This is a genomic window from uncultured Oscillibacter sp. (genome assembly GCF_900546705.1).
Classification (GTDB): domain Bacteria; phylum Bacillota; class Clostridia; order Oscillospirales; family Oscillospiraceae; genus Oscillibacter.
In genome coordinates this window covers 1-3,569 of sequence record NZ_URDP01000078.1, presented here as the reverse complement: position 1 = coordinate 3,569, position 3,569 = coordinate 1, and the positions used below count along the sequence as shown (strand labels likewise).

Below are 3,569 nucleotides of genomic sequence, written 5' to 3'. Positions count from 1 at the left end.
TGTTTGACGCAGCGGTGTTTGCCTGCTGCGCTTACCTGGAAGATCTGGAGACGGTGCAGAAAGCGAAAAACTGGTTTGGGGAGGGAAACGCCCATGAGTAAACATCGGAAATCCAACACGAAGGCCCGGGACAAGCCCGCCCAGACCCGCAGCACCGTGGGATTTGTCCTGGGCTCCGGCTGGGACACCCTTTGTGCCAGCGGTTACACCCGTCTATCCGAAAACCCCGAGGTGCTGATGGCGGTGGGCCGGATCGCGGAGCTCATCAGCTCCATGTCCATCCGGCTGATGGCCAACACGGAAAGCGGCGACATCCGGGTGTACAACCAGCTCTCCCGGAAGCTGGACATCACGCCCAACCGGTTCATGACCCGGAAAACCATGGTGGCGGCCATCGTCCGGACGCTGCTGCTGGAGGGCCAGGGCAACGCCGTGGTGTGGCCCCGGACGGAAAACGGGCTGCTGGAAGAGCTGGTGCCACTGCCGCCCAGCCAGGTGTCGTTTCTGCCAGATGGCTACGGCTACAAGATCACTGTGGGCGGCATCCCCTATGATCCGGACGATCTCCTGCACTTTGTGGTCAACCCCTCCACGGAGCGGCCGTGGCTGGGCACCGGGTACCGGGTGGCCCTCCAGAGCGTGGTGAAAAACCTCCAGCAGGCGGGCAATACCAAAAACGCCTTTCTTTCCAGCGAGTGGAAGCCCTCCGTCATCGTCAAGGTAGACGGCAACAGCGAGGAGCTGGTGTCAGAATCGGGCCGCCAGCGGCTGGCCAACCAGTACCTACACCCCTTTGCCCCGGGCGCCCCCTGGCTGATCCCGGCGGAGCAGATGGAGGTGGTGCAGGTCAAGCCGCTGTCCCTCAATGACCTGGCTATCTCCGACAGCGTCAAGCTGGACAAGCAGTCCGTGGCCGCCATCCTGGGCGTGCCGCCCTATGTGGTGGGCCTGGACAAGTTCAGCCAGCAGGAGTGGAACCACTTCATCGCCACCACCATCATGCCCATCGTCCGTGGCATCGAGCAGGAGATGACCCGGAAGCTGCTGCTGAACCCGGAGTGGTACATCTCCATGAATCCCTGGGCGCTGTACGCCTACGACATGAAAGACCTTTCGGACATCGGCTCCAACCTGTACATCCGTGGCATGATGACCGGAAATGAGGTCCGGAACTGGATGCACCTGCCGCCCAAGGAGGGCTTGGACGAACTGGTGATCCTGGAAAACTTTATCCCCCAGAGCATGATCGGGGATCAAAAGAAACTGAATCCGACAGGAGGTGAGAACAGTGGAACTTGAGAAGCGGACCATGGTCCCCACCAAAGGGAATTTTTCCACGAGGGCTGAGGGCGATGACCTGTACATCGAAGGTTATTTTGCGGTATTCAACAGCAATTACGAAATCTATCAGGGCGTTGTGGAAACCATCGCCCCGGGAGCGTTTGCCGACACCCTGGGCGAGGACATCCGGGCTTTGACCAACCACGACACCACGCTGGTGCTGGGCCGGAACAAAGCCGGCACGCTGACCCTCAAGGAGGACGCCCACGGCCTCTGGGGCAGTATCCGCATCAACTCGTCAGACAGCGACGCCGTAAATACGCATAGTCGGGTAGCCCGGGGCGACGTGGATCAGTGTTCGATTGGATTCTACATCGAAAAGGAAAACCGGGAGGTCCTGTCTGACGGCACGGTCCGGTACACCATCCTCAAGGTACGGCTGCTGGAGGTGTCCGTTGTGACATTCCCGGCCTACGAGGAGACCTCCGTCTCCGCCCGCACCCGGCAGGAGGAGACAATCCGAAAGCGATTGTTTGATGAGCGCAAAGAGGCGCTGAAAGCAAAACTGAAAGGAGCATCGTGAAATGGCACTGAGAGCACTGCTACTGAGACGGCAGATCGAAGAGAAGAACACCCGCATGAGCGCCCTGACCCAGCACACCCAGGAGTTGGCCACCCGGGAGGCGGAGCTTGCCGCCGCTCTGGATGAGGCGGAAACCGATGAACAGCTCCGGTCCCTGGATACCATGGTGACGGAGCTCACCGAAGAGCAGCGTACCCACCAGGCCGCCGTGGACGCTCTCCAGGCGGAGATCGACGCTGCGGAGGAAGAACTCCGCAGACTGGAGACCAATCCCCCCAAGGCGGACCCCAAACCCAATACGCCGCCTGCGGCGGCCAGAGGAAAGGATGATTACATGAGCAACCGTCAGACCCGGGCCTTTGGCTCCATGACCATGGAGCAGCGCACGGCCCTTGTACAGCGGAGCGATGTCCAGGAGTTTCTGACCCGCTTCCGCGATACCTTCCGCAACGCGCCCCAGGGCCGCAGCGTCACCGGCGGCGAACTGCTGATCCCCACCGTGGTGCTGGATCTCATCCGACAGAACATCGAGGACTACTCCAAGCTGATCCGCCGTGTGCGCCTGGTGCCGGTGGCCGGCCAGGCCCGGCAGCCCATCATGGGCACCATCCCCGAGGCCGTCTGGACGGAGGCCTGCGGCGCCATCAATGCGCTGAATTTCCAGATCAACCAGGCAGAAGTGGACGGTTACAAGGTGGCGGGCTACGCCGTGATCTGCAACTCCACGCTGGAGGACACGGACTACGCTCTGCTCAGCGAGATCATCGTGGCCTTGGGCGCGGCCATCGGAATCGCGCTGGACAAGGCCATCCTGTTCGGCACCGGCATCAAGATGCCTCTTGGCATTGCCACCCGCCTGGCTCAGTCCAGCCAGCCGGACAACTACCCGGACAAGGCCCGGCCATGGATTAACCTCTCCGCGTCCAACGTCATCACCATTCCCTCCGGAACCACTTCCGGGCTGACGCTGTTCCAGAAGATCATCCTGGCCAGCGGTGCCGCCAAGGGCCGCTATTCCCGCGGAGACAAGTTCTGGGCTATGAACGAAACCACCGAGACGAAGCTGATGGCGGAGGCCGCCAACTTTGACGCCACCGGCACCATCGTGGCCATGAACAACGGCACTATGCCTGTGGTGGGCGGTGATCGCGTTGTGTTCTCCGACGACGTGATGCCGGATGACACCATCATCGGCGGCTATGGCGATCTCTACCTGCTGGCGGAGCGGGCCGGCACCACCGTGGGATACAGCGACATCCCCCTGTACCTCCAGGATCAGACCGTGGTGAAGGGCACCGCCCGGTACGACGGACAGCCGGTGATCCCCGAGGGCTTCGTGGCCATTGGTATCGGCAAGGCCCCCGTCACCACCATGTCCTTTGCCCAGGACGTGGCCAACCCCTCCGTGGCCGCCCTGCAGTCTCTGACCATCGGCGCGCTGGAGCTTACTCCCGCCTTTGCCGTGGGCACCGACACCTACACCGCCACCACCAGCAACGCCAGCGACGTCCTCAGCGCCGTGCCCACCATGGGCTCCACTCTCAAGATCAAGCTGGCCGGCAAGACGCTGCAAAACGGCGCGCCCGTCTACTGGAACACCGGCGAAAACGTGGTGACTATCACCGTGGTCAACGGCGCCAATACCAAGACCTACACCGTGACCGTCACCAAGAGCGGAGGCTGAGTATGAGCGAGGAGGAGCTGC

The 3,569-nt window shown here is 62.0% G+C and carries 3 protein-coding genes; all 3 read left to right on the top strand.

The window, feature by feature from the left end:
* Window positions 1-93: 93 nt before the first annotated feature.
* The 3 genes from QZS13_RS10095 to QZS13_RS10085 are packed head-to-tail and all read left to right on the top strand — an operon-like array spanning window position 94 to window position 3,548.
* On the top strand, window positions 94-1,299 hold the full coding sequence (locus QZS13_RS10095; protein ID WP_295588578.1) for a phage portal protein: 1,206 nt from the start codon (window positions 94-96) through the stop codon (window positions 1,297-1,299).
* Window positions 1,289-1,864 (top strand): HK97 family phage prohead protease, encoded by a 576-nt coding sequence (locus QZS13_RS10090; protein WP_295588577.1) that lies wholly within the window; start codon window positions 1,289-1,291, stop codon window positions 1,862-1,864. Before QZS13_RS10095 ends, QZS13_RS10090 begins: the two co-directional genes overlap by 11 nt.
* A 1-nt stretch (window position 1,865) precedes the next feature.
* The gene (locus QZS13_RS10085; protein WP_295588574.1) at window positions 1,866-3,548 is read left to right on the top strand and encodes a phage major capsid protein; all 1,683 of its coding nucleotides are present in this window, start codon (window positions 1,866-1,868) and stop codon (window positions 3,546-3,548) included.
* The last annotated feature ends 21 nt before the right edge of the window (window positions 3,549-3,569 follow it).